This is a genomic window from Stenotrophomonas veracruzanensis (genome assembly GCF_032911525.1).
GTDB classification, from domain to species: Bacteria; Pseudomonadota; Gammaproteobacteria; order Xanthomonadales; family Xanthomonadaceae; genus Stenotrophomonas; species Stenotrophomonas africana.
Genome location: NZ_JAWJTI010000010.1, coordinates 14,925 through 40,576 on the forward strand (window position 1 = coordinate 14,925; position 25,652 = coordinate 40,576).

At 65.6% G+C, this 25,652-nt stretch carries 24 protein-coding genes; 17 read left to right on the top strand and 7 right to left on the bottom strand.

Going from position 1 to position 25,652, the window contains the following annotated elements; genetic code table 11:
• Positions 1-195: 195 nt before the first annotated feature.
• The 3 genes from R1H25_RS09195 to ykgO form a co-directional block, all read right to left on the bottom strand.
• Positions 196-1,233: an agmatine/peptidylarginine deiminase gene (locus tag R1H25_RS09195; protein ID WP_088480442.1), complete on the bottom strand. Its 1,038-nt coding sequence runs from the start codon at positions 1,231-1,233 to the stop codon at positions 196-198.
• Between the two features lie 39 nt (positions 1,234-1,272).
• Complete coding sequence (locus R1H25_RS09200) at positions 1,273-1,572, bottom strand: hypothetical protein (protein WP_226053522.1); 300 nt, start codon at positions 1,570-1,572, stop codon at positions 1,273-1,275.
• Between the two features lie 176 nt (positions 1,573-1,748).
• Positions 1,749-1,874, bottom strand: a complete 126-nt coding sequence (gene ykgO / locus R1H25_RS09205) for a type B 50S ribosomal protein L36 (RefSeq protein ID WP_005409283.1) — start codon at positions 1,872-1,874, stop codon at positions 1,749-1,751.
• Positions 1,875-2,071: 197 nt separating this feature from the next.
• Between ykgO and cmk the strand changes: the two genes are divergently transcribed.
• From cmk to galU, 8 genes are all read left to right on the top strand, one after another.
• On the top strand, positions 2,072-2,749 hold the full coding sequence (gene cmk, locus R1H25_RS09210; protein ID WP_049399452.1) for a (d)CMP kinase: 678 nt from the start codon (positions 2,072-2,074) through the stop codon (positions 2,747-2,749).
• 198 nt (positions 2,750-2,947) lie between these two features.
• A complete protein-coding gene (gene rpsA, locus R1H25_RS09215; RefSeq protein WP_049447857.1) occupies positions 2,948-4,633 on the top strand; it encodes a 30S ribosomal protein S1 in 1,686 nt (561 codons plus the stop codon).
• An 87-nt stretch (positions 4,634-4,720) separates the two neighbouring features.
• A complete protein-coding gene (locus R1H25_RS09220; protein ID WP_005409286.1) occupies positions 4,721-5,026 on the top strand; it encodes an integration host factor subunit beta in 306 nt (101 codons plus the stop codon).
• Between the two features lie 75 nt (positions 5,027-5,101).
• Positions 5,102-5,386, top strand: a complete 285-nt coding sequence (locus tag R1H25_RS09225) for a lipopolysaccharide assembly protein LapA domain-containing protein (RefSeq protein ID WP_049447858.1) — start codon at positions 5,102-5,104, stop codon at positions 5,384-5,386.
• 6 nt (positions 5,387-5,392) lie between these two features.
• A complete protein-coding gene (gene lapB / locus R1H25_RS09230; RefSeq protein ID WP_049447859.1) occupies positions 5,393-6,571 on the top strand; it encodes a lipopolysaccharide assembly protein LapB in 1,179 nt (392 codons plus the stop codon).
• Positions 6,572-6,574: 3 nt separating this feature from the next.
• Complete coding sequence (locus tag R1H25_RS09235; RefSeq protein WP_317223408.1) at positions 6,575-7,564, top strand: glycosyltransferase family 4 protein; 990 nt, start codon at positions 6,575-6,577, stop codon at positions 7,562-7,564.
• A 3-nt stretch (positions 7,565-7,567) separates the two neighbouring features.
• Entirely contained in the window at positions 7,568-9,481 is a 1,914-nt protein-coding gene (locus R1H25_RS09240) for a nucleoside-diphosphate sugar epimerase/dehydratase (RefSeq protein ID WP_049447861.1), read from the top strand.
• Positions 9,478-10,356, top strand: a complete 879-nt coding sequence (gene galU / locus R1H25_RS09245) for a UTP--glucose-1-phosphate uridylyltransferase GalU (RefSeq protein WP_049447862.1) — start codon at positions 9,478-9,480, stop codon at positions 10,354-10,356. The genes R1H25_RS09240 and galU overlap by 4 nt, the downstream gene beginning before the upstream one ends.
• A 366-nt stretch (positions 10,357-10,722) precedes the next feature.
• Here galU and R1H25_RS09250 read toward each other — a convergent pair whose 3' ends face one another.
• The 3 genes from R1H25_RS09250 to R1H25_RS09260 form a co-directional block, all read right to left on the bottom strand.
• Positions 10,723-11,931, bottom strand: a complete 1,209-nt coding sequence (locus tag R1H25_RS09250; RefSeq protein ID WP_005409292.1) for an acetyl-CoA C-acyltransferase — start codon at positions 11,929-11,931, stop codon at positions 10,723-10,725.
• Positions 11,932-12,036: 105 nt separating this feature from the next.
• A complete protein-coding gene (locus R1H25_RS09255) occupies positions 12,037-14,409 on the bottom strand; it encodes a 3-hydroxyacyl-CoA dehydrogenase/enoyl-CoA hydratase family protein (RefSeq protein ID WP_317223409.1) in 2,373 nt (790 codons plus the stop codon).
• A 39-nt stretch (positions 14,410-14,448) separates the two neighbouring features.
• Positions 14,449-15,102, bottom strand: coding sequence for a TetR/AcrR family transcriptional regulator (locus tag R1H25_RS09260; protein ID WP_014036900.1), 654 nt, complete (start codon positions 15,100-15,102; stop codon positions 14,449-14,451).
• Positions 15,103-15,404: 302 nt separating this feature from the next.
• On the opposite strand from R1H25_RS09260, the gene ndk reads away from it, so the two are divergent.
• The 7 genes from ndk to der all read left to right on the top strand — a co-directional run bounded on the left by ndk (position 15,405) and on the right by der (position 22,037).
• The gene (ndk, locus tag R1H25_RS09265; protein WP_008265389.1) at positions 15,405-15,830 is read left to right on the top strand and encodes a nucleoside-diphosphate kinase; all 426 of its coding nucleotides are present in this window, start codon (positions 15,405-15,407) and stop codon (positions 15,828-15,830) included.
• Between the two features lie 10 nt (positions 15,831-15,840).
• Positions 15,841-17,046: a 23S rRNA (adenine(2503)-C(2))-methyltransferase RlmN gene (gene rlmN / locus R1H25_RS09270; protein WP_005409296.1), complete on the top strand. Its 1,206-nt coding sequence runs from the start codon at positions 15,841-15,843 to the stop codon at positions 17,044-17,046.
• Complete coding sequence (gene pilW, locus R1H25_RS09275) at positions 17,033-17,818, top strand: type IV pilus biogenesis/stability protein PilW (RefSeq protein WP_317223410.1); 786 nt, start codon at positions 17,033-17,035, stop codon at positions 17,816-17,818. Before rlmN ends, pilW begins: the two co-directional genes overlap by 14 nt.
• Before the next feature lie 19 nt (positions 17,819-17,837).
• Positions 17,838-18,710: a RodZ domain-containing protein gene (locus tag R1H25_RS09280; RefSeq protein ID WP_164078526.1), complete on the top strand. Its 873-nt coding sequence runs from the start codon at positions 17,838-17,840 to the stop codon at positions 18,708-18,710.
• Positions 18,711-18,775: 65 nt separating this feature from the next.
• Positions 18,776-19,414: a tetratricopeptide repeat protein gene (locus R1H25_RS09285; RefSeq protein ID WP_043884373.1), complete on the top strand. Its 639-nt coding sequence runs from the start codon at positions 18,776-18,778 to the stop codon at positions 19,412-19,414.
• Positions 19,414-20,622, top strand: coding sequence for an outer membrane protein assembly factor BamB (gene bamB, locus R1H25_RS09290; RefSeq protein WP_049447870.1), 1,209 nt, complete (start codon positions 19,414-19,416; stop codon positions 20,620-20,622). The genes R1H25_RS09285 and bamB overlap by 1 nt, the downstream gene beginning before the upstream one ends.
• A gap of 17 nt (positions 20,623-20,639) precedes the next feature.
• Positions 20,640-22,037 (top strand): ribosome biogenesis GTPase Der, encoded by a 1,398-nt coding sequence (gene der / locus R1H25_RS09295; RefSeq protein ID WP_014036905.1) that lies wholly within the window; start codon positions 20,640-20,642, stop codon positions 22,035-22,037.
• Positions 22,038-22,098: 61 nt separating this feature from the next.
• Here the strand turns inward: der and R1H25_RS09300 are convergent, their stop codons facing one another.
• Positions 22,099-23,133 (bottom strand): alcohol dehydrogenase catalytic domain-containing protein, encoded by a 1,035-nt coding sequence (locus R1H25_RS09300; RefSeq protein ID WP_317223411.1) that lies wholly within the window; start codon positions 23,131-23,133, stop codon positions 22,099-22,101.
• A 107-nt stretch (positions 23,134-23,240) separates the two neighbouring features.
• Here R1H25_RS09300 and R1H25_RS09305 point away from each other — a divergent pair, with 107 nt between their 5' ends.
• Together R1H25_RS09305 and moeB are read left to right on the top strand one after the other, a co-directional pair.
• Complete coding sequence (locus R1H25_RS09305; RefSeq protein ID WP_154348904.1) at positions 23,241-24,173, top strand: LysR family transcriptional regulator; 933 nt, start codon at positions 23,241-23,243, stop codon at positions 24,171-24,173.
• 51 nt (positions 24,174-24,224) lie between these two features.
• Positions 24,225-25,361, top strand: coding sequence for a molybdopterin-synthase adenylyltransferase MoeB (gene moeB, locus R1H25_RS09310; protein ID WP_317223412.1), 1,137 nt, complete (start codon positions 24,225-24,227; stop codon positions 25,359-25,361).
• The last annotated feature ends 291 nt before the right edge of the window (positions 25,362-25,652 follow it).

Below are 25,652 nucleotides of genomic sequence, written 5' to 3' on the forward strand. Positions count from 1 at the left end.
TGTTAGCGCGGATGGGCAGCGACCGCGTGTCGCGCGCTGAATGGGCCGGTGTTGTAGAGCCGAGCCCATGCTCGGCTGCGTTCTGCTCCGGTCGCGCGAGCGCGCCAGCCGAGCGTGGGCTCGGCTCTACAAAAGGCCAGTCGAGCATGGCTCGAAGCTACAGGGGGAGCGCCGGGCGTGGCCCGGCGTCATCCGTCATGCCTTCAGCAGGCCTTCCGGCAGCTGCATGGTGATGCAATGCAGGCTGCCGTTCTGCCAGATCAGCGAGCGGCAGGGCACCTGCACGATCTCGCGGCCCGGGTGCGCCTGCGCCAGCACATCGCGGGCCAGGTCGTCGGCTGGATCGCCATAGGCCGGCATCAGCACCGCGCCATTGACGATCAGGTAGTTCGCGTACGACGCGGCCAGGCGACGGCCTTCGTCGATCACCGGCTGTGCCCACGGCAACGGGAACAGGCGGTACGGCTGGCCGTCCTTGGTGCGCAGCGCCGCCAGCTCATTGCCCATCGCCTGCAGTTCGGCGTAGTGCGAGTCGCTCTCGTCGTCGCAGGCCTGGTAGACGATGCTGTCAGCCGAGGCGAAGCGGGCGAGGGTGTCGATGTGTGCGTCGGTGTCGTCGCCTTCCAGGTAGCCGTGGTCCAGCCACAGCACGCGGTCCTGCTGCAGCCAGTCGGCCAGGTCGGCGCTCAGGCTGGCGCGGTCGCGGTCGGGGTGGCGCTCGTGCAGGCACTTCCAGGTGGTCAGCAGGGTGCCTTCACCGTCGGTCTCGATGCCGCCGCCTTCCAGCGCGAACGGAATGCTGCGCACCGGGGCGTTGTTGAACACGCCGGCCTGGTCGAGCACGCCCACCAGCTGGTCATCCAGGGTGGCGTCGAACTTGCCGCCCCAGCCGGTGAAGCGGAAATCCAGCAGCTGGAACCCGCCATCGGCGCGGCGCAGGGTGATCGGGCCGGAGTCGCGCAGCCAGGTATCGTCGTAGGCCGCCGTGGTGAAGTGGACCTTGTCCATGTCGATGCGGTTGGAGCGCAGCCGCATCTCGGCGTAGGTCTCCACATCGTCGTCGGCCACGCAGATCAGCACCGGCTGGAAGCGGGTGATGGCCGCGACCAGGGCGATGTAGGTCTCTTCCACCTGGCCCAGGCGGTCGGCCCAGTCGGTGTCGGCGGTGGGCCAGGCAATCAGGACGCCGCTCTGGGCTTCCCACTCGGCAGGAAAACGAAGGGTCTGGTTCATGGTCTCGCTACACAGGCCCGCCCACGGCGGGTAAAGGGATCAACGGATCGGCGGTTTCGGGCCGATTTCGTTCGGGTCCGCCTGGTTGGCCACCACGTCGATCACCTTCTGCTTCTCGAAGTAGACGGTGAACTGCGGGTACACCCAGCGGTTGATGGTCGGCCATTGCCGCTTCTGCCCGCCACGCGGCTGCAGCTGTTCGCTCGGCGCGCCGAACTGCGCCTGCACCTGCTGCATGCTCTGGCCGCGCACGGGCAGGGCACCGGCCGGCTTCTCGCGGGCACGGTCGACAAGCAGGGTATCGGCCATCGCCGGTGTGGCGGCGGCCAGGGTGGCCATCACGGCCAGGGCGGACAGGTAACGCTTCATCTCGATCTACTCCCCAGTGGTCAAGAAAGGCGATTACAGCAAAAACGGCAGGAAAAAGCCGCATAAACAAAAAACCGCCCGAAGGCGGCTTTTTGCATCGGGTCGGCCCCGCGTAGGGCCAGCCGCAGCCGCGAAGGCTGTTGGGCTTAGCGCTGACGCGCCTTGAAACGCGGGTTCGACTTGCAGATGACGAAGATCTTGCCACGACGACGCACGACCTTGCAGTCACGGTGACGGGCCTTCGCCGACTTCAGGGAGGACAGGACTTTCATGGCATACCTCGGCGTAAACAGTAGTTGTTCGGGTGGAGCGTGGCCGCGATATGCGAAAGACAATCGGCAGTTGACGCTCGTTCAAGCCCGCCATTCTACCGGGCTTTTCCTCGTGGTTTCAAGTGGTTGCACAAAAGATCCCGTTGGGGGCGTCTGACAGGGGCTAGAATGACCCCTTCACACGCTCTGGGAACCCCATGAATCCACTCGCTCCCGTCCTGACCATCGACGGCCCTTCAGGGGCTGGCAAGGGTACCATCAGCCGCATCATCGCGCGCCGGATGGGCTGGCATTACCTGGATTCGGGCGCGCTGTACCGGGCGGTGGGCGTGGCCGCGAGCTGGGCCGACATCGACACCTCCGATGCCTCGGCGCTGGTCCGCTGCACCTTCGATACCCACGTTCAGTTTGTCGAGCAGGGTGAAGCCATGCGGGTCATGGTGAACGGCACCGATGCCACCGACGAGCTGCGGCTGGAGACCACCGGCGCGCTGGCCTCGGCCATTGCTGCCATTCCCGAGGTCCGGGCCGCCCTGAAGGAGCGCCAGCGCGCATTCAGGGAGCTGCCCGGCCTGGTCGCCGATGGCCGCGACATGGGCACGGTGATCTTCAAGGACGCCCCCTACAAGGTCTTCCTGACCGCCAGTGCCGAGGAGCGCGCCGAGCGCCGGCATAAGCAGTTGAAAGACAAGGGGGTTTCTGTTAACTTTGATGACCTCCTGCGCGAGATCATGGCCCGCGACGCCCGTGATGCTCAGCGTACCGTGGCGCCCCTGAAGCCGGCAGACGATGCTGTCCTCATCGACACCACAGGCATCGGCATCGCAGATGTCGTTGCCAGAGTGATGGATCTGCTTCCGGTTCCGGCTGCCTGATCCGTTCGCGCGGGAGCACTGCCAGCAACATCGGTGGTGGTCGCGCATAGCAGTGCTGTACCAGCTCCGTCGCGCAATGATGCGTGGCGGTTTTCCTACTACACACGACCTGCGTTTCCGGGGTCGACCAACAGGCGGGCGGTCGCCATTCCCCTGAAGGGGACGCTACCGACCCATGTGTCCAACAGAGTAAATCTAATGACCGAATCATTTGCCGAACTGTTTGAAGCCAGCCAGGCCAACCTGGCCAAGCTGAAGCCGGGCGCCATCGTCAGCGGTACCGTTGTTGAAGTCCGCGGCGACGTCGTGGTGATCAACGCTGGCCTGAAGTCCGAAGGCATCGTGCCGATCGAACAGTTCCGTAACGACGCTGGCGAAATCGACGTCGCCGAAGGCGACATCGTCAAGGTCGCCCTCGACTCGATCGAGAACGGCTTCGGCGAAACCGTCCTGTCGCGCGAGAAGGCCAAGCGCGCGATGGTGTGGGACGAGCTGGAAGAAGCGTTGGAAAAGAACGAAACCATCACCGGTCGCATCAGCGGCAAGGTCAAGGGTGGTTTCACCGTGGACATCAAGGATGTCCGCGCCTTCCTGCCGGGTTCCCTGGTCGATGTGCGCCCGGTGCGCGATCCGGCCTACCTGGAAGGCAAGGAACTCGAGTTCAAGCTCATCAAGCTGGACCGCAAGCGTAACAACGTCGTGGTTTCGCGCCGCGCTGTCGTCGAAAGCGAGCACTCGGAAGAGCGCGAGCAGCTGATGGACAAGCTGCAGGAAGGCGCGATCCTGAAGGGTGTCGTCAAGAACCTGACCGACTACGGCGCGTTCGTGGACCTGGGCGGTATCGACGGCCTGCTGCACATCACCGACATGGCGTGGAAGCGCGTGCGTCACCCGTCGGAAGTCGTGAACGTCGGCGACGAGCTGGACGTCCGCGTGCTGAAGTTCGACCGCGAGCGCAACCGCGTTTCGCTGGGCCTGAAGCAGCTGGGCGAGGATCCGTGGGACAACATCGGCCGTCGTTACCCGGCCAACAGCCGCGTCTTCGGCAAGGTCTCCAACGTCACCGATTACGGTGCGTTCGTTGAGATCGAGCCGGGCGTCGAAGGCCTGGTGCACGTCTCCGAGATGGATTGGACCAACAAGAACGTCAACCCGTCCAAGGTTGTGCAGGTTGGTGACGAAGTCGAAGTGATGGTGCTGGACGTCGATGAAGAGCGTCGCCGTATCTCGCTGGGCATGAAGCAGGTTGCCGCCAATCCGTGGGAAACCTTCGCTGCCACCCACAAGAAGGGTGACAAGGTGTCGGGCCAGATCAAGTCGATCACCGACTTCGGCATCTTCATCGGCCTGGACGGCGGCATCGACGGCCTGGTTCACCTGTCCGACATCAGCTGGGCCACCACCGGCGAAGACGTCGTTCGCAACTTCAAGAAGGGCGATACCCTGGACGCCGTCGTCCTGGCCGTCGACCCGGAGCGCGAGCGCATCTCCCTGGGCGTGAAGCAGCTGGAGCAGGATCCGTTCGGCCAGTACATGGCTGCCAATCCGAAGGGCTCCAAGGTCGAAGGCGTGGTGAAGGAAGTCGACGCCAAGGGCGCCGTGATCGAACTGGCCGACGGCATCGAAGGCTACGTGTCGGCTCGCGACATCGCCAACGAGCGCGTTGACGACGCTACCCAGCACCTGAAGGTCGGCGACAAGGTCGAAGCCAAGTTCGTGGGCATGGACCGCAAGGGCCGCACCCTGCAGCTGTCGATCAAGGCCAAGGATGACGCGGAAATGCGCGAAGTGCTGGAGGAATACCAGTCCTCTTCGGCTTCCAGCGGCACCACCCAGCTGGGCGCGCTGCTGCGTGCACAGCTGAACGGCAACAAGTCCGAGTAATCGGCCTTACGCTGTTCGTTGTTTCCTGGACGGCCCGGGCATTGCCCGGGCCGTTTCAGGCTGAGATGCCCCTGATGTGAGCCGGTGATGACCAAATCCGAACTGATCGAAATCCTTGCGCGCCGCCAGGCGCACCTGAAGGCCGATGATGTCGATCTGGCGGTGAAGTCGTTGCTGGAAATGATGGGCGGATCGCTGTCCGCCGGGGATCGCATCGAAATCCGTGGTTTCGGCAGCTTTTCGCTGCACTATCGTCCGCCGCGCCTGGGTCGCAACCCGAAGACCGGCGAATCGGTTGCCCTGCCGGGCAAGCATGTCCCCCATTTCAAGCCGGGCAAGGAACTGCGCGAGCGGGTCAGCAGTGTGCTGCCGCTGGACGCCGATCCGGCCTGAGCCCCGTCGCGCCACCGCGTGCGAATCCAGCCGCGAGTCGGATAAGCTACGGACTCCTGCCACTGGAGCTGTCGCATGAAGGTTTTTCGTCTGCTGGTCCTGCTGGCGGTCCTGATCCTTGGGCTGATCATTGGTGCGGTCAACATGACCGCAATGTCGATCAACCTGTTGTTTACCCAATTGAACACGTCCGTCGGTGTGGCGCTGATTGCCGCCCTGCTGATCGGTGTCGTGGTCGGTGCCGGTCTGGTGCTGGTGAGCGTGGTCATTCCGCTCTACAGCCAGTTGCGCCGCGCTAACAAGTCCGTGGCGGCCACGCCGGCCGCAGGCGTTTCCCCCCAATCTTTTGATGGACGTTGATCGAAGATGGATTTCGTCACCGAGTGGTTCTGGTTCTTTCTGTTCGTTCCGTTGGCTGCACTGGCCGGGTGGGTGATCGGACGGCGTGGCGGTCAACGCCACGGTGACAACCAGGTGAGCCGACTGTCCAGCACCTACTTCCGCGGTCTGAACTACCTGCTCAACGAACAGCCGGACAAGGCCATCGAGCTGTTCCTGCACATCGCCGAGCTGGACAAGGAAACCTTCGAGACCCAGGTCGCGCTGGGCCACCTGTTCCGCCGTCGCGGTGAGGTGGATCGCGCGATCCGCCTGCACCAGGGCCTGGTCAACCGCCATGACCTGAGCGATGCACAGCGCGTGCAGGCCCTGCTGGCGCTGGGCGAGGACTACATGAAGTCCGGTCTGCTGGACCGCGCCGAGACCGTGTTCACCGAGCTGGCGCAGCTGGACCAGCGTGCACCGCAGGCGCTGAAGCACCTGATCGGCATCTACCAGGCCGAGCGCGACTGGGAAAAGGCGATCGACAATGCCACCCGCTTCGAAGACGTGACCGGCGAGCCGATGGGCAAGCTGATCGGGCAGTTCGAATGCGAGCTGGCCGAGCGTTTCCGCGGCGCCGGCAAGCTGGAAGAGGCGAGGGCGGCGATCGCTCGTGCCTACCAGGCCGATGCCATGTCGGTACGCGCGGGCATCATCGAAGGGCGCCTGGAGACGGATGCGGGCAACGCCGAAGCCGCCGTGCGTGCGTTCGAACGCGCTGCCCGCAACGACCCCGAGTATCTGCCGGAGTTGCTGCCCGCATTGATGCAGAACTACCGCAAGGTCGGTGACCTGGGTGGCGCGCGTGCCTTCCTTTCGGAAATGACCGAGCACTACCGTGGCATTGCACCGGTGCTGGCATTGACCCGTCTGATGGAAGAGCAGGAGGGCGTGGCCCCGGCCCGTGCCTACCTCGGTCGCCAGCTCAAGGATCGTCCGTCGGTACGTGGCGAGTCCGCGCTGATCGACCTGACGCTGGCCGAGGGCGCCGATTCCACCGCCACCCTGCACGACCTCAAGCACATCACCGACCAGCTGCTGGTGCGCAACCCCGCTTACCGCTGCACCCGCTGCGGATTCGGTGCACGCACTCACCACTGGCAGTGCCCGAGCTGCAAGGAGTGGGGCACGGTCAAGCCGCTGCTGAATTACGCGGTGCTCTGATCCATGCCGTGGCTCGTGATGGGCGCGCTGCTGGGGCTGGCCCTGCTGAGTGCGGCGCTGACGTGGGCTGCGCGGGGCTATGCCCTGCGCCAGCAGTTGATGGACCAGCCGGGCGAGCGTCGCAGCCATAGCGTGGCGACCCCGCGCGGCGGCGGCATCGCCATCGTCATCAGCCTCCTGGTCACTGCGGGCGTGGCGATGTGGATCTGGCCCGCAGCAATGCCGAGCCTGCTGCTTGTCAGTCTGGGACTGGTGCTGGTGGCGGGTATCGGCTGGTGGGACGACCACAGGCCGCTGCCGGCCATGCGCCGTCTGATGGTGCATTTCATTGCTGCCGCACTGCTGGCCGCACTGGTAAAGGTGTACGGTGGCAGCTGGCTGCTGGCCGTGCTGGTGCTGCTGTTCACTGCCTCGTTGATCAACATCTGGAACTTCATGGATGGCATCAACGGCATTGCCGCCAGCCAGGCTGTCGTGGTCGCGCTGGGCCTGGCACCAGTGCTGCCCTGGCCGTACTCGCTTGCGGCCGTGGCCCTCGGTCTGGCCTGCCTGGGTTTTCTGCCGTTCAACTTCCCACGGGCGCGGATCTTCATGGGTGATGTCGGAAGTGGCGCACTGGGATATGCGGTTGCCGTCGTTCTGGCGATCGCAAGCCTGAAGACCGATATCCACTGGATCCTGTTGCTGGTGCCGGCCTCGACGTTCCTCGTGGACGCAGGCTTCACGCTGCTGGCGCGCATCATTTCAGGGCAACGCTGGATGGAACCCCATACCCAGCACGTCTACCAGCGGGCGGTGCAGGCAGGAGCCAGCCATGCCCAGGTGACAGGGATGTACTTTGCTTTGGGCCTGTTCAGTATTACAGTGCTTAATGTCTGCTCGAATTTGCAGCCGAGGTGGGAGGCTGTCGTGGCGATCGCGTGGTTCATTGCGCTGAGCGCCCTCTGGCTCTTCCTGCGCAATGGATTGCGTCACCGACAAGGAACTACCTGACTTATGGCTTCACCCTGGCGGGACAGAATTCTCGGCCTGATGCCGCGTTCGGCCATCGTCTGCCACGACCTGTTCATGGTCTGGGCATGCTGGCAGCTGCTCCACGCGGGGCGGTACTCGATCCTCCCCAACGCGCCGGCGCTGCCCCTCTGGAATGTCGATACCACGCTGGTGCTGCTGCTGCAGGGCCTGGTGTTCTGGCGCGTGGGCCTGTATCGCGGCCTGTGGCGTTTCGCCAGCGTCAGCGACCTGCTGAACATCTTCAAGGCCAGCTTCATCGGCCTGGTCGGCATCGTGCTGGTACTGATGTGGAAGCGCTTCGATGGCGTTCCGATGTCGGTGCTGGTGATCTATCCGTTCGCGCTGTCGGCGCTGCTGGGAGCGCCGCGGCTGCTGTACCGGGCCTGGAAGGACTATCAGGCGCTGCAGTCGGATTCCAGCGCACGCCGGGTATTGATCCTGGGCGCCGGGCAGGCGGCTGAAACCCTGGTCCGTGACCTGCGCCGTTCCGGCAACTTCGAGCCGGTCGGTCTGCTGGATGATGCACCGCACCTGCGTGGCGCCAAGCTGCAGGGGCTGCCCATCCTCGGCAGCCTGGATGATGCCCCGGCAGTGGTCCGCGAGACCGCCGCCAAGCTGCTGGTGATCGCCATGCCCTCGCTGGACGCCGCAGGCATGCAACGGGTGGTTGCCATCTGTGAAAGCACCGGCGTGCCGTTCCGGACCGTGCCCAAGCTCAGCGACATCCTGCAGGGCCAGTCGCTGCCGGGCCAGCTGAAGGAAGTGGCGATCGAGGACCTGCTCGGCCGCAAGCCGATCACCCCGGACTGGAGCCTCATCCGAGGCTGGCTGGGCGGGCGTACCGTGATGGTGACCGGCGCCGGCGGTTCGATTGGTTCGGAGCTGTGCCGCCAGTGTGCGCGCCATGGCGCCGGCCGCATCATCCTGCTGGAGATGAGTGAACTGCTGCTGCTGACCATCGAGGGTGAGCTGCGCCGCAGTTTCCCCGATGTCGAGATCGAAGCGGTACTGGGTGACTGCGGTGACCCGGCGGTGATCCGCCATGCGCTGTCGCTGCATCCAGTCGATACCGCCTTCCATGCCGCGGCCTACAAGCATGTGCCGGTGCTTGAGCGGCAGCTGCGCGAAGCCGTGCGCAACAACATCCTGGCGACCGAGAACGTGGCGCGCGCCTGCCTTGAGGCCCGTGTCGAACATTTCGTGTTCATCTCCACCGACAAGGCGGTCGACCCGGTCAATGCGCTGGGTGCCAGCAAGCGCTACGCCGAGATGATCTGCCAGAGCCTGGACCAGAGGTCCACGCATACCCGTTTCGTCACGGTGCGCTTCGGTAACGTGCTGGCCTCGGCCGGCAGCGTGGTCCCGCTGTTCCGCGAACAGATCCTGCGTGGCGGGCCGGTGACGGTCACCGATCCGGAAGTCAGCCGCTACTTCATGACGATTCCCGAGGCCTGCCAGCTGATCCTGCAGGCGGCCGCCTCGGCATCGCACGGTGCGATCTACACGCTGGACATGGGCGAGCCGGTGCCGATCCGGCTGCTGGCCGAGCAGATGATCCGCCTGGCAGGCAAGCAGCCGTACAAGGACATCCCGATCATCTACACCGGCCTGCGTCCGGGCGAGAAGCTGCACGAGACGCTGTTCTATTCGGACGAAGACTACCGCGCCACCGCGCACCCGAAGATCCTCGAGGCCGGTGTACGCATGTTCTCGCGCGATCTGGTGCTGGGTAACGTGCCGCGCCTGCGCGAAGCAGTGTGCAGCTACGACACCGACACCATCAAGGAAGTCCTGTTCGCGACGATGCCGGAGTTCTCACCGATCGAACAGGATGCTTACATTTCATCCGCTAAAGTCGTGCCCTTTCCGGCACGTGAGGCCAACAGGCACCAATGAGCAAGCGAATTCGCAAGGCAGTTTTTCCAGTGGCAGGGCTAGGGACGCGCTTTTTGCCGGCAACCAAGACGGTGCCGAAGGAGATGCTGCCGATCATTGATCGTCCGCTGATCCAGTACGCTGTGGATGAAGCGATCGAAGCGGGCTGCGACACCCTGGTGTTCATCACCAACCGCTACAAGCATGCAGTTGCCGACTACTTCGACAAGGCCTACGAACTGGAGCAGAAGCTCGAGCGCGCCGGCAAGCAGGAGCAGCTGGAGCTGATCCGTCACGTGCTGCCCAATGGGGTGCGTGCGGTTTTCGTAACCCAGGCCGAGGCGCTGGGCCTGGGTCATGCGGTGCTGTGTGCCAAGGCCGTGATCGGTGACGAGCCGTTCGCGGTACTGCTGCCGGACGACCTGATCTGGAACCGCGGTGCTGGTGCGCTGAAGCAGATGGCCGATCTCAACGAAGCCAGTGGCGCCAGCGTCATTGCCGTTGAAGATGTGCCGCACGACAAGACCGCCAGCTACGGCATCGTCGCGACCGAGGCCTTCGATGGCCGCAAGGGACGCATTTCGCAGATCGTGGAGAAGCCGAAGCCGGAGGACGCCCCGAGCGACCTGGCGGTGGTCGGACGCTACGTGCTGAGCCCGAAGATCTTCGAGCTGCTGGAGCAGACCGGCAGCGGTGCCGGCGGCGAGATCCAGCTGACCGACGCGATCGCGCAGCTGCTGAAGACCGAAGAGGTGGATGCCTATCGTTTCGAGGGCACCCGCTTCGACTGCGGCACGCACCTGGGGCTGGTGGAGGCGACGATCCGCTTCGCGCTGGACAACCCGAAGCTGGCCGGCCCGGCGCGGGAGAAACTGACGGCGATGTTGGCGGAATAAGGGTTTTATCAAGCGCTCCGTGCGGCGCCTTGATTGATACGTGATGGGCGGGACGGGAAGGGCGGAATCAAGGGCAAGAGCAAAAGCAAAAAGGCAGCCGATGGCTGCCTTTTTTGTTTCCGCGAGCGTCGAGTCGGGGTCGGATCCCTTTGCGTAGCAAAGGGCTCTGACCCCAGCTCTTGATCCTGCCTTTGCTCATCCCTCCGCCGCGGGGAGGCTGGAAGGGCCGGGTTGGCAGGGCTGCCCGGGACCGTTGGCGCCATGGATGGCGCCATCGAGCCCCCATGGAAGGGTTCACGGCGTGTCCAGGGCAGCCCTGCCAACCCGGCCCACGCCATGAAGCCCAACGAGGCAACGCTTTGAACCTTACAGCGCCTCGAAAATACCCGCTGCGCCCATGCCGGTGCCGATGCACATCGTCACCATGCCGTACTTCTGCTGGCGACGACGCAGACCGTGCAGCAGGGTCGCGGTACGGATCGCGCCGGTCGCACCCAGCGGGTGGCCCAGGGCGATTGCGCCACCCAGCGGGTTGACCTTGCTCGGGTCCAGGCCGCAATCGCGGATCACCGCCAGCGACTGCGCGGCGAACGCTTCGTTCAGTTCAATCCAGTCCAGCTGGTCCTGGGTCAGGCCGGCCTGCTTCAGTGCCTTCGGGATCGCGGCGATCGGGCCGATGCCCATCACTTCCGGGCGCACGCCGGCCACCGAGAAGCTGACGAAGCGGGCCAGCGGGGTCAGGCCGTAATCCTTGATCGCCTGCTCCGACGCCAGCAGCACGGCGCCGGCGCCATCGCTCATCTGCGACGAGTTGCCGGCGGTGACGGTGCCGCCGAACTGACCGTTGCGGAACACCGGGCGCAGCTTGGCCAGGCCTTCAGCGGACGAATCCGGGCGCGGGCCTTCGTCGGTGTCGGCGATCTTGTTGCGGGTGATGATGCGCTGGCCATCGGCCAGGTCCGGCAGGTGCGAGACGATCTCGTACGGGCTGATCTCGTCCTTGAACTCGCCGTTCTGGATGGCGGCCATGGCCTTCTGGTGCGAGGCCAGGGCGAAGGCGTCCTGGTCTTCGCGCGAGACCTTCCACTCTTCGGCGACCTTCTCGGCGGTGATGCCCATGCCGTAGGCGATGGCCACGTGGTCGTTGTCGAACACGCTCGGCGCCATCGCGATCTTGTTGCCCATCATCGGCACCATCGACATCGACTCGGTGCCGCCGGCCAGCATCAGGTCGGCATTGCCCAGGCGGATCGCGTCGGCGGCCTGCGCCACGGCCTGCAGGCCGGAGGAGCAGAAGCGGTTCACGGTCTGCGCGGCGATGGTGTTGGGCAGGCCGGCCAGCAGCACGCCGATGCGCGCCACGTTCATACCCTGCTCGGCTTCCGGCATGGCGCAGCCGATGATCGCGTCATCGATGCGGTTGACGTCCACGCCCGGGGCCTGTGCGACGACGCTGCGCAGCACGTGCGCAAGCATGTCGTCGGGGCGGGTGTTGCGGAACATGCCCTTGGGCGCCTTGCCAACCGGGGTACGGGTGGCGGCGACGATGTAGGCGTCCTGGATTTGCTTGGTCATTGCAGTGATCTCTCGAATAGGGTTTGTAGAGTCGAGCCATGCTCGACTGCCACATCAGGGAGTGCCGACCAACGGTCGGCACCCACCGGAAGCAGGGAGGGGCGATCAGTTACGCAGCGGCTTGCCGGTCTTCAGCATGTGCGCGATGCGGGCCTGGGTCTTTTCCTGCTGGGCCAGTTCGACGAAGTGCTTGCGCTCCAGGGTCAGCAGCCACTCTTCGTCCACCAGGGTGCCGCGGTCGACCTTGCCGCCGCACAGCACGGTGGCGATGCGTTCGGCAATCTCGTAGTCGTACGGGCTGATGAAGCGGCCTTCCAGCATGTTGACCAGCATCATCTTGAAGGTGGCAATACCCACGTCACCGGCGACCTGGATGCTGCGTGCCGGCAGCGGCGGACGGTAGCCGGCTTCGGCCAGCGCACGCGCTTCGGCCTTGGCGATGTACAGCGCCTCGTAGCTGTTGAACACCACCTTGTCGGTGCTGCGCAACAGGCCCAGCTCCTGGGCGTTGACCGCCGAGTTGGACACCTTGGCCATGGCCACGGTTTCAAAGGTCTTCTTCAGTTCCGCGAACACATCACCGCCCGGACCGGCCGCCTGCGAGGCGCGCACCGCCAGTTCCTTCAGGCCACCACCGGCCGGCAGCAGACCGACGCCGGCCTCGACCAGGCCGATGTAGCTTTCCAGGAAGGCCACGGTCTTGGCGCTGTGCATCTGGAACTCGCAACCGCCACCCAGTGCCAGGCCGCGCACCGCAGCCACCACCGGCACCAGGGAGTACTTGATGCGCTGGCTGGTGCGCTGGAAGTTGTGCACCATCTCTTCGAACTGGTCGACCTTGCCGGCCTGCAGCAGGCCGAGGGCACCGGCCAGGTCGGCACCGGCGGAGAAGGGTTCCTTCTGCTGCCAGATCACCAGGCCCTGGAAGTCCTTCTCGGCGCGCGTGACGCACTCCTGCAGGCCATCCAGCACCTGGTCGGACACGGTGTTCATCTTGGTCTTGAAGCTGACCACGGCGATGCCATCACCGTCGTGCCACATGCGCAGGCCGTCGTTCTCGAACACGGTCTCGCCCGGCGCGAACTTCTCGCCCAGCAGCGGATCGGGGAAACGCTGGCGCTGGTACACCGGCAGCGACGAGCGCGGCAGCTTGGCGTTGCGCGACGGGCTGTAGCTGCCTTCGGCGGCGTGCACACCATCGCGGCCATCGAACACCCAGTCCGGCAGCGGGGCGTTGCTCATGCTCTTGCCAGCCACGATGTCATCGGCGATCCACTGCGCCACCTGCTTCCAGCCGGCGGCCTGCCAGGTCTCGAACGGGCCCAGCGACCAGCCGTAGCCCCAGCGGATGGCGAGGTCCACGTCGCGCGCGGTCTCGGCGATGTCGGCCAGGTGGTAGGCGCTGTAGTGGAACAGGTCGCGGAAGGTCGCCCACAGGAACTGCGCCTGCGGGTGCTGGCTCTCGCGCAGCTTGGCGAACTTCTCGGCCGGGTTCTTGATCTTCAGGATCTCGACCACTTCCGGTGCGGCAGCGCGATCAGCCGGACGGTAGTCCTCCTTCTCCAGGTCCAGCACGACGATGTCCTTGCCGACCTTGCGGAAGATGCCGGCACCGGTCTTCTGGCCCAGTGCGCCCTTGGAAATCAGCGCGTCCAGCCACTTCGGCGACTTGAAGAACTCATGCCACGGGTCGTTCGGCAGGGTGTCGCCCATGGTCTTGATGACGTGGGCCATGGTGTCCAGGCCGACCACGTCGGAGGTGCGGTAGGTGGCCGACTTCGGGCGGCCGACCAGCGGGCCGGTCAGGCCGTCCACTTCATCGAAGCCCAGGCCGAACTGCTGGGTGTGGTAAATGGTGGACAGGATCGAGAACACGCCGATGCGGTTGCCGATGAAGTTCGGGGTGTCCTTGGCGTACACCACGCCCTTGCCCAGGGTGGTGACCAGGAATGCTTCCAGGCCTTCCAGCACGGCGGCATCGGTGGTGGTGGCCGGGATCAGCTCGGCCAGGTGCATGTAGCGCGGCGGGTTGAAGAAGTGCACGCCGCAGAAGCGGTGACGCAGCTGCTCGGGCAGCACGTCGGCCAGCTTGTTGATGCCCAGGCCCGAGGTGTTGGAGGCCAGCACCGCGTGGTCGGCCACGAACGGCGCGATCTTCTTGTACAGGTCCTGCTTCCAGTCCATGCGCTCGGCAATGGCCTCGATGATCAGGTCGCAGTCCTTCAACTGTTCCAGGCCCGACTCATAGTTGGCCGGGGTGATGGCTTCGGCCAGCGACTTGCTGGCCAGCGGCGCCGGGCTCAGCTTGCCCAGGTTGGCGATCGCCTTCAGCACGATGCCGTCGGCCGGACCTTCCTTGGCAGGCAGGTCGAACAGCACGGTGTCGACGCCAGCGTTGGTGAGGTGGGCGGCGATCTGGGCACCCATGACGCCGGCACCCAGCACGGCGGCGCGGCGGACTAGCAGGGAATTGGACATGGTGTAGGGCCTTTGTTGGTCAGCAGTTACTGGGTGGAATCAAAGGGAAGCGGGCAGGGCGCTGGCGCGTGCGGCGGCGCGGAACCCGGCTTCGGCGAAATGGATCAGCTCGTGGGCGGCATGGGCACGATGCGCCGCTTCGGTGACACCGGCGGGACGCTTGATCAGCCCGAAGTCGGCCATGGCATAGGTGAGCGAGCCGGCCAGGAAATCCAGGCGCCAGTACAGCTCCTCCTTGCTCAGGTCGGGCACGCATTCGCCGATGGCCTTGCCGAACGCACGCAGCACGTGGCCGTAGTGGTCGGACAGGAACTTGCGCAGGTTGTCGTTCTTCTCGGCGTAGGCGCGGGCGATCACGCGCACGAAGGCGCCGCCGTTCTGGCGGTCCTGGGCCAGCGCCAGCGCCGGCTCGACGAAGGCGGCCAGCACCGGGCGCAGCTGCCCGGGGTGTTCGCTGCGGGCGCGCTCCAGCTGCGCCAGGCGCGCGCCGGTCATCTCGTCCATGCGGCGGCGGAAGACTTCGTTGACCAGGTTTTCCTTGGAGCCGAAGTGATAGTTGACCGCGGCGATGTTGACGTCGGCCTGGCTGGTCACCTGGCGCAGCGAGGTACCGGCGAAGCCATGCTGTGCGAACAGCTCCTCGGCCGCGCCGAGGATGCGGTCCTTGGTCGAGAAGTGGGCGGGTTTGGCCATCGGCGGGCGGACCTTAATCAAACGATTGTTTGATACTAGGACCAGACGGTACCGTATGGCATTTTGCAGTGCAGCAAAACCGGCCGGCCCGGTCAGATTTCACTCAGGTGGGTGAATGGGGTAGTGCCGGCCGCTCCGAGCTTGAATGGCGTCCAAGGCCGGCCAGCGGCCGGCACTACCACGCCAGCACTTTATCTTTTACAATTCGCCTACGTTTATCAGGCTAAGCCCGCGTCCCGACGCGGGTTTTTTTCATGTTACCCTTCGGGCCATCAGCGGCCCGATTCCATTGGAGACATCCCATGGCGCTGGAGCGCACCCTTTCGATCATCAAGCCGGACGCCGTTGCCAAGAACGTCATCGGCGAAATCTACGCCCGCTTCGAGAAGGCCGGCCTGAAGGTCGTGGCCGCCAAGTACAAGCAGCTGTCGCGCCGTGAAGCCGAAGGCTTCTACGCCGTGCACCGCGAGCGTCCGTTCTTCAACGCGCTGGTCGAGTTCATGATCTCCGGCCCGGTGATGATCCAGGCCCTGGAAGGCGAGAACGCCGTCCTGGCCCACCGCGACCTGCTGGGCGCCACCAACCCGAAGGAAGCCGCTGCGGGCACCATCCGCGCCGACTTCGCCGAATCCATCGATGCCAACGCCGCCCACGGCTCGGACTCGGTCGAGAATGCCGCGATTGAAATCGCCTACTTCTTCGCCGCCACCGAAGTCGTCTCGCGCTGAGAGTAATGCCGTGAACGAGGTCGTACAGTCCCCCGCCATCCAGCCGCTGCCGAAGTCGGCACCCACGGCTGGCAAGCAGAACCTGCTCGACCTCGATCGCGCGGGCCTGGAGAAGTTTTTCGTCGAGGTTCTCGGCGAAAAGAAGTTCCGTGCCCATCAGGTGATGAAGTGGATCCACCATCGCTACGTCACCGACTTCGATGAAATGACCGACCTCGGCAAGGTCCTGCGCGCCAAGCTGCAGGCCCATGCCGAGGTGCTGGTTCCCAACATCGTGTTCGACAAGCCCTCCGCCGACGGCACCCACAAGTGGCTGCTGGCGATGGGCGTGGATGGCAAGAACGCCATCGAGACCGTGTACATCCCGGACAAGACCCGCGGCACGCTGTGCGTGTCCTCGCAGGTCGGCTGCGGCCTGAACTGCACGTTCTGCTCCACTGCTACCCAGGGCTTCAACCGCAACCTGACCACTGCCGAGATCATCGGCCAGGTGTGGGTTGCCGCACGTCACCTGGGCAACGTGCCGCACCAGATGCGCCGCCTCACCAACGTGGTGATGATGGGCATGGGCGAGCCGCTGATGAATTTCGACAACGTCGTACGCGCCATGAGCGTGATGCGCGACGACCTGGGCTATGGCCTCGCCAACAAGCGCGTGACCCTGTCGACCTCCGGCCTGGTGCCGCAGATCGACCGCCTCTCTGCCGAAAGCGACGTGTCGCTGGCGGTGTCGCTGCATGCGCCGAACGACGCGCTGCGCGAGACGCTGGTGCCGCTCAACAAGAAGTACCCGATCGCCGAGCTGATGGCCTCGTGCGCACGCTACCTGCGCGCCAACAAGCGCCGCGAATCGGTCACCTTCGAATACACCCTGATGAAGGGCATCAACGACAAGCCCGAGCATGCCCGTGAGCTGGCCCGCCTGATGCGCCAGTTCGACAACGCGGTGCAGGCCAAGGATTCGGGCAAGGTCAACCTGATCCCGTTCAACCCGTTCCCGGGCACCCGCTACGAGCGTTCGGAAGAAGCGCACATCCGTGCCTTCCAGAAGATCCTGCTCGACAGTAACGTGCTGACCATGGTCCGCCGCACCCGTGGCGATGACATCGACGCCGCCTGTGGCCAGCTCAAGGGCCAGGTGATGGACCGCACCCGCCGCCAGGCGGAGTTCAACAAGACGCTGCAGGCGGGGAAGGGGAGCGATGCCGCGGCCTGACCGCCTCTGGCTGGTTCTGTTCGCAGGCATGCTGGCCGTTGCGGTCGGCGGCTGCAAATCCCAACCCAAGGCCAAGCTGGGCCCCAGCGAGGCGCCGGTCTACTCGGTCCGTGATCCGGACAGCGTGCGGCGTCAGGTGCGCCTGCAGGACCTGCTGGCACTGGCCGCCCGCGACATGCAGGTCGGAAACCTCGATGCGGCCGAACGCAAGGCGCGCGAGGCGCTGAAGCTGGCCCCTGAATCGCCCGATGCGCTGGTGCTGCTGGCGGGCATCGACGAGCGCCGTGGCCGTACCCAGCAGGCTGGCGAGAGCTTCCGCAGGGCTGCCGAACAGGCGCCGCAGCGCGGGGACATCCTCAACAACTACGGCGCGTGGCTGTGCCAGCAGGGGCGGCCGGCCGAGTCGCTGGTCTGGTTCGATCGTGCGCTGCAGGCGCCGGGCTACGCCACGCCGGCCGAGTCCCAGGCCAATGCCGGGGGCTGTGCGCTGGATGCTGGCCAGTTCGAACGTGCCGAGCGCGACCTGCGTGCGGCGCTGGCGACGCTGCCCGGCAACCCGGTCGCGCTGGAGGCGATGGCCCAGCTCAGCTTCCGCCAGGGCCGCTTCATGGAGGCCCGGGCCTTCGCCGAACGTAGGATTGCGGCTGCACCCGCAACGCGTTCCGTGTTACAACTTGCGTCTCAAATCGAAGCGCGGCTGGGTGATCGGGCGGCATCTGATCGCTATCTTCAGCGGATTCGACAGGAATTTCCGCAGGACGCGGGCTCCTAAACTCCAGGGTTGATGCATTGTGATTGATGACCAGACTGTGAGCGCTCTCGAGACTGCGGCCGGCTGCGGCACCCGCCTGCGCCAGGCCCGTGAGGCGGCCGGACTGACCCTCGAAGATGTCGGCTCGCGCCTGCGCATGCCGGTCCAGGTGGTCAGGTCGCTGGAAGAAGAACAATGGCAGAAGCTCGGCGCACCGGTGTTCGTGCGCGGTCAGCTGCGCAGCTATGCGCGCCTGCTCAACGTGGACGTGGGGCAGCTGCTGGAGCAAGCCCAGGTCGGGCCGGTGGTGCCGCCCACCCTGGTCAGCCATACCCATACCCCGCGTGCGCGCCGTATTGCCGAGAACCTTGGCCGGCGCATGCTCTATGTCGGCATCACCGCGGTGCTGGCCGTGCCGGTGTGGTTCGCCACCCGCGGTCACTTCGATGGCAGTGCCACCCCGTCGCCGAACACGGCCTCGCTGGATGCGATCCCGGCCGCCGTGCCGGTGACCCCGTCTGCCGCAGGCGTTGAGCCGACGGCACCGGCTGATGTGGCGGGCGTTCCGGCCAGCAAGCCGGCCGCGACCCCGTACGTGGCCTCGCTGGCCCCGGTGCCGCGTTCGGCCCCGGCGCCGGCCGCGGTCGGCAACACGCTGGAAATGCAGTTCAGCGGTGACAGCTGGGTTGATATCGGCGGTCCGGACGGTGGCACCGTCGAGAAGGCGCTGATCAAGTCCGGCGAAAGCCGCAGCTTCACCCCGGGCCAGGTGACCCGGGTGACCCTGGGCAACGCATCGGCGGTCCAGGTTCAGCAGAACGGCGCTATCGTCGATCTGACCCCCTACCAGCGAGCCAACGTGGCACGCTTTCAGGTATCCTCTGAAGGCTCCGTAGTCCCGGTTTCGCACTGAGGCGCGGTTTCACCACCTTCGATTAATCCCAATGGTCCCTCCCGACGGGCGGGGCGAGAGTACGCATGGCGATCGACGATCTGCTCGACGAGCACGAACAAAGTGAACGCGTCCGCAGCTGGCTGCGGAAGAATGGCGCCAGCATCCTCGGTGGCGTAGCCATCGCGATCGGTGCCATTGCCGGCTGGCAGTGGTACCAGAAGGATCAGGGCGGCAAGCTGGCCTCGGCCAATGTCGAGTACCAGAAGGCGCTGGTCGGCCTGCAGCAGAACAAGCTCGACGACGCTGCCAAGGCAGTGAAGGCGCTCGAAGCCGGCCCGTCCAGCATCTATGGCGACCTCGCGGCGCTGCAGCTGGCCAAGGCCCAGGTCGACGCCGGCAAGAATGAAGAAGCGCTGGCCACCCTGCGCGCCGTGAAGGTCGAAGGTGACCTGCAGCGCGTGGTCGACCAGCGTGTGGCCCGCCTGCTGGTGGCCACCGGCAAGAGCGACGAGGCGATCAAGCTGCTGGGCAGCGCCACCGACAGCAGCAGCCTGGAAATCCATGGCGACGCGCTGCTGGCGCAGGGCAAGCGTGATGATGCCCGTGCACAGTACGAGAAGGCGTTGAAGTCGCTGGACGTGGCAGCGCCGCAGCGGCGCCTGCTGGAAACCAAGGTTATGGATGCCGGCGGCACGGTCGCCGCCCCTGCGGAGTCGGTTTGATGAGTCAGAAGGTCATGATCACCCGCGTCGCCACCGTGCTCCTGATGGGCATGGCCCTGACCGGCTGCAGCACCATGAAGGGCTGGTTCGCCGGCAAGGACGCGGCAGCGAAGAAGGCCCAGGAGCCGGCTGAGCTGGTCAAGTTCGAGCCGAGCGTGAAGGTCAACAAGGCCTGGTCGGTCAACCTCGGCAAGGGCGAGCGCCGCATCGGCGTGCGCCAGGGCCCGGCCGTGGCCAACGGCCATGTGTTCGCTGCGGCGATCACCGGCGGCGTGCACGCCATCGACCTGCAGACCGGCAAGAAGGTCTGGACCTGGGAGCCGACCAAGGAAAAGAAGAAGCCGAAGCTGCGCCTGTCCGGCGGCCCGGGTGTCGGTGAGAACCTGGTCGTGATCGGCACGCTGGATGGCCAGGTCATCGCCCTGGACATCAACGATGGCAGCGAGAAGTGGCGCGCCCGTGTTCCGGGTGAAGTGATTGCGGCGCCGGCCGTGGCCCAGGGCCTGGTGTTCGTGCGCAGCAATGATGGCCGCATCACCGCCTTCGATGCCGGCAACGGCACCCAGAAGTGGTTCAACCCGAGCGAGCTGCCGGCGCTGACGGTGCGCGGCAACGCGCCGGTGGTCACCGGCCCGGGCGTGCTGTTCATCGGCAAGGACGAAGGCGCGGTTGCCGCGCTCGCCATGCAGGATGGCCGTACCCTGTGGGAGCAGAACCTCGGCAACGGCGAAGGCCGTACCGAGCTGGAGCGCATGGCCGACGTCGACGGCGCCCCGGTGCTGGAGGGCAACACCCTCTACGTGAGCAGCTTCAAGAACCAGACCATGGCCATCGAAGGCCCGACCGGTCGCCCGCTGTGGGCGCGCGACCATGGCGGCGCAGGTGGCGTGGCGGTGTCGTCGGGCAATGTGTTCGTCACCGACAACAAGGGTGGCGTGTTCGGCCTGGACAAGGCGACCGGCGCCGCCATGTGGTCGCAGACCGAGCTGGCGCGTCGATCGCTGACCGGTCCGGCGCTGCACGGCGATTACGTGGTCGTCGGCGACTACAAGGGATACGTGCACTGGTTGAAGACCTCTGATGGTGCGATGGCGGCACGGGCAAAAAGTGGCGGCGACGCCCTGCTGGCCCAGCCGGTCGTCGTAGACGGGGTGCTGCTGGTGCAGAACGTTGATGGCAAGCTGACCGCCTTCCGGTTGGCAAATTAAAAATTGGAGTAATCGCGATGCTGCCTTTGGTCGCCCTGGTTGGACGGCCGAATGTCGGCAAGTCGACTATTTTCAATGCGCTTACGCGCACCCGTGATGCGCTGGTACATGACCAGCCCGGCGTCACCCGCGACCGCAACTACGGCGTCTGTCGTCTGGACGAGGACAATCATTTCCTCGTCGTCGACACTGGCGGTATCGCGGAAGAGGAAGAGGGTCTGGCAGGGGCTACCACCCGCCAGGCCCGCGCCGCTGCGGCGGAAGCCGACCTGATCCTGTTCGTGGTCGATGCCCGTGAGGGTACCTCGGCGATGGATGACGAGATCCTGGCCTGGCTGCGCAAGCTGTCGCGTCCGACGCTGCTGCTGATCAACAAGATCGACGGCACCGACGAGGACACCGTGCGTTCGGAGTTCGCCCGTTACGGCTTCGGCGAGATGCTGACCGTGTCGGCTGCGCATCGCCAGGGTCTGGACGACCTGCTGGACGAAGTGATCCAGCGCCTGCCGGAAGAAGGCAGTGGCGAAGAGCTGGACAACGATCCGAACCGCATCCGCATCGCCTTCGTCGGCCGCCCGAACGTGGGCAAGTCGACCCTGGTCAACCGCATCCTCGGCGAGGAGCGCATGATCGCCTCCGACGTGCCGGGCACCACCCGCGACTCGATCGCAGTGGACCTGGAGCGCGACGGCCGCGAGTACCGCCTGATCGATACCGCCGGCCTGCGCCGTCGTTCGCGCGTGGACGAGGTCGTTGAGAAGTTCTCGGTGGTCAAGACCATGCAGTCGATCGAGCAGTGCCAGGTAGCCGTGTTGATGCTCGACGCCACCGAAGGCGTGACCGACCAGGACGCTACCGTGCTCGGTGCAGTGCTCGACGCCGGTCGCGCGCTGGTGATCGCCATCAACAAGTGGGATGGCCTGACCGAGTACCAGCGCGAGCAGGCCGAAACTATGCTGTCGCTGAAGCTGGGCTTCGTGCCGTGGGCCGAGTCCGTGCGCATCTCGGCCAAGCATGGCTCGGGCCTGCGCGAGCTGTTCCGTGCGGTGCACCGCGCGCACGAATCGGCGAACAAGACCTTCACCACCAGCGAAGTGAACAAGGCGCTGGAAGTGGCCTACGAGACCAATCCGCCGCCGACCATCCGCGGCCACGTCTCCAAGCTGCGTTACGTGCACCCGGCCGGCGCGAACCCGCCGACCTTCATCGTGCACGGCACGCGCCTGAAGGAGCTGCAGGAATCGTACAAGCGCTACCTGGAGAATTTCTTCCGCAAGCGCTTCAAGCTGATCGGCACGCCAGTGAGCTTCATCTTCCGCGAGGGTACCAACCCGTACGAGGGCAAGAAGAACGTCCTCACCGAGCGGCAGGTCAAGGCCAAGCGGCGCTTGATGAAGCACGTCAAGGGCAAGTGATGTAGAAAAAGGCGGCCTGAGGGCCGCCTTTTTCGTTGTTGTACATGGGCGGCCGCCTTGCTCAGGCGTGGCCCCACGGCAACAGCACGCCACGGAACCTCATTCTTCCCGACGAAAGCCGATCATAGGCTTCGGTCGCGCGGTCCAGATCAAAGGTCTCGACCATCGGTTTCACCTTGCCGGCAGCGGCAAGCTGCAGCACTTCGCTGAGGTAGTGCTGGCCACCATGGGTGGCGCCGATCACACGCTGGCGCATCATGTGGAACGGCACGCCCTCGGACGAGATCGAGAACGGCTGGCTGAAGTCCAGGCCGCACAGCACAACGCGCCCGTCGACACGCAGGCCGGTCATCGCTTCTTCGGCCGAGCTGAATTCATTGGTGGTCACCAGCAGCACATCAGCGCCGCCGATGGCCTTCAATTCCTTGCCATTGGCCACGACCTGGTCGGCGCCAAGCTGCAGGGCAAGCGCATGCTTGTCTGCGGAATGGGTGATGGCGATGGTCTCGAAGCCACAGGCCTTGGACAGCTGCAGGGCGACATGGCCCAGTCCACCGATACCCAGTACCGCGATCTTCTCCCGTGGCTGGGGCGCCGCATCACGCAGTCCGCTCCAGGTGGTGTAGCCGGCACACATCATCGGCGCCGCGTCCACGTAGGAAAGGCCGTCAGGCAGCAGTACCGTGCCTTCGGCGGAGATGGCGATGTACTGCGCATGGCCACCTTGGGCGGCGAAGCCGGTGGTGCGAGGTGCATCGCAGTTCATCGCCGTCTGCCCGGACAAGGGGCGATTCTCGCGGCAGTAGGGGCATCGGCCGCACGCGGACTGGACCCATGAGGTGCCCACGCGATCACCCACCCGCCGCGTGTGCACGCCCGCGCCTACTTCCACGACCTCGCCGACCACTTCATGCCCCGGGGTCTGCGGGTAGATGTCGCCGCCATAGCCCTGGGTTGCCCAGACGTCCGTGTAGCACATGCCCGATGCGTGGACCTTGACCAGTACCTGGCCCGGTTCGATCACGGGCATCGGCACGGCCTGTACCTGCCACGGCGCATTCGGCCCGGTCATCACAACCGCTTTCATCGTTTTCATCGTCTTGATCCTGTCCCGGTGGGTGAGCGCCGAGGGCCTGTGCCCACGGGCAACCAGAAGCGTAGAATCGGTTGACTATCAAGACAATCGCTTCAATATTTCATGATATGGTGAAGGGAATTCAGCAGTCCAGCGGTGGTGATCTGACCCCCTTCACCGCGTTCCTGGCGGTGGCGGCGCATCGCAGCTTCCGCAGCGCGGCGGCAGAATTGAACATCACCCCGTCGGCAATCAGCCATGCGATCAAGGCGCTCGAGCAGCGGCTGGGCGCGCGCCTGTTCAACCGCACCACGCGCAGCGTCTCGCTGACCGACGCCGGGGAGCGCCTGGCGGAAAAGCTGCGGCCGGCCATGGCCTCGATCGAGGAGGCCCTGCAGTCCGTGGATTCCCAAGCGGGCACGCCGCGCGGCACGGTCCGCATCAACGCCAGTGAGGGCGCCATACGGCTCGTACTGAAGCCGGTGCTTGCGCGGTTCCTGCGCCAGTATCCGCAGGTCCACCTGGACATCGTCAGTGACGGCAGGCTGGGCGATATTGTTTCGGACGGTTTCGATGCGGGTATCCGCCTGACCGAAGCGGTGCCGCGGGACATGGTCGCGATAGCGGTGACCGCGCCCATGCGGTTCGCGGCAGTTGCCTCGCCGGCGTACCTGCAGGCGCGTGGCCGGCCACTGCGGCCGCTGGATCTGCATCAGCACGACTGCATTCGTTTCCGCTTCGAAAGTGGGGCGATCTACCGGTGGGAGTTCGAGCGTCAAGGCACCGCCGAGCGGGTGAACGTCTCCGGGCCGATCACGCTGACGGACCAGCCGTTGATGGTCGACGCGGCCATTGAAGGTATCGGCATTGCCTTCGTTCCCGAGCATCTGGCACTGGAGCCGTTGGCCGATGGCCGCCTGCTGCGCCTGCTTGAGGACTGGTGTCCTGAATTTCCTGGCCTCTCGCTGTACTACCCGGGCCATCGGCATGTGCCGCCCGGGCTGAAAGCGCTGATCGGTCTTCTTCAGGAACAGCACGGCGGGCGCGGACAGCGCGCATAGCGCCGGGCATTGGCCAAGGCAAGGCAGAACGGCCTGCGCGATAATGCGGACATGAGCATCCAAGAGCTTTCCCCCGCGCAGGCACGTGAGCGCCTGGCCCATGGCGCCGTGCTGATTGATGTGCGCGAAGCGCACGAACGGGCGGGCGGCATGGCCGAAGGCGCGCGCGGCGTGGCCAAGGGCGAGCTGCAGGCCGACCCGGCCGCGCATCTGCCGCGGCACGACCAGGAGATCCTGCTGATCTGCCAGAGCGGCAAGCGCTCGGCCGATGCCGCGCAGTTCCTGCTGGAGGCCGGGTACACCCGCGTCGCTTCCGTGACGGGCGGTACCGTGGCCTGGCGCGAGCAGTCGCTGCCGCTGGTGCAGCCGGTGGCCAGCGCCGCCGACCGCGACTTCTACGACCGCTACTCGCGCCACCTGCTGCTGCCGCAGGTGGGCGAGGCCGGCCAGCGCCGACTGCAGCAATCACGCGTGCTGGTGCTGGGCGCGGGTGGGCTGGGCGCGCCGGCCGGCTTCTACCTTGCTGCGGCTGGGGTGGGGCACCTGCGCTTCGCCGACCATGACCGCGTGGAGCGCAGCAACCTGCACCGGCAGATCGTGCATACCGAAGCCAGCGTGGGCCAGCTCAAGGTCGATTCCGCGCGCGAGCGTCTGCTGGCGCTGAACCCGTCGATCGAGGTCGAGGCCGTTCCCGAGCGGGTCACCTCCGAGAACGTGGATGCGCTGTTGGACGGCGTGGACGTGGTGCTGGATGGCTCGGACAACTTCCCGCTGCGCTACCTGCTCAACGACGCCTGCATCAAGCACGCCACGCCGCTGGTGTACGCCGCCATCGAGCGCTTCGACGGCCAGGTAAGCGTGTTTGACGCCGGTCGCCAGCGCGGCGTGGCGCCGTGCTACCGCTGCCTGTTCCCCGAGCCGCCGCCGCCGGAGTTTGCGCCGAACTGTTCCGAGGCCGGCGTGCTGGGGGTGCTGCCCGGGCTGGCCGGCGTGCTGCAGGCGACCGAGGTGCTGAAGCTGCTGCTGGACATCGGCGAACCATTGGTCGGCCGCCTGCTGCGCTTCGATGCGCTGGGCATGCGCTTCCGCGAGACCGGCATCCGGCCGGACCCGCATTGTGCGGTGTGCGCGCCGGGCGCGCCGTTCCCGGGGTATATCGATTACGCCGCGTTCTGCCGGGGTGGGTGAAGCCGGCCGGGGAATGCCTTGGTAGATGCCGACCTTGGTCGGCGCTTTCGTGCCAACCAAGGTTGGCACCTACCGAAGCGGGTGCATGGGTTCGGGATCCTGCATCCGGCCGGACCCGCATTGCCCGGTGTGTGCGCCGGGCGTGCCGTTCCCGGGATATATCGATTACGCCGCGTTCTGCCGGGGTGGGTGAGGCTGGCCGGGGAATGCCTTGGTAGATGCCGACCTTGGTCGGCGTTTTCGTCCAACCAAGGTTGGCACCCACCGAAGGCGGGTGCACGGTTGGCACCC